Here is a 254-nt window from a genome sequence, read left to right on the forward strand (position 1 = left end):
GTTTGTTATATTACACATAAAGGGCTGAGCGTTATGAGAAGAAAAGGTTATTTTATAGACAATGAAAGTAAGCGATTATACAACAATGAAATAGTAGTTTCAAATAAAGTGTATCCTAATAATCCTACGTTAGAAGAACTGAAACAAATGGTTTTTAACGGTGGAATAGAAGAAGTGTTTGTATCCCATTATTTTGACGATCAAAAAAGTAATTTAGAGCGTGAATCAATAGATGATGTAAGGGCAGAATGGAA

Annotated in this window: 1 pseudogene; it reads left to right on the plus strand. The window is 31.1% G+C overall.

Features of this window, described 5'->3' with window-relative positions:
- Positions 1-33: 33 nt before the first annotated feature.
- Positions 34-254, plus strand: a pseudogene (locus V7038_RS18720) (hypothetical protein); the annotation flags it as partial.

The organism is Bacillus sp. JJ783 (assembly GCF_036963225.1).
Taxonomy (GTDB): Bacteria; Bacillota; Bacilli; order Bacillales; family Bacillaceae_G; genus Bacillus_A; species Bacillus_A cereus_U.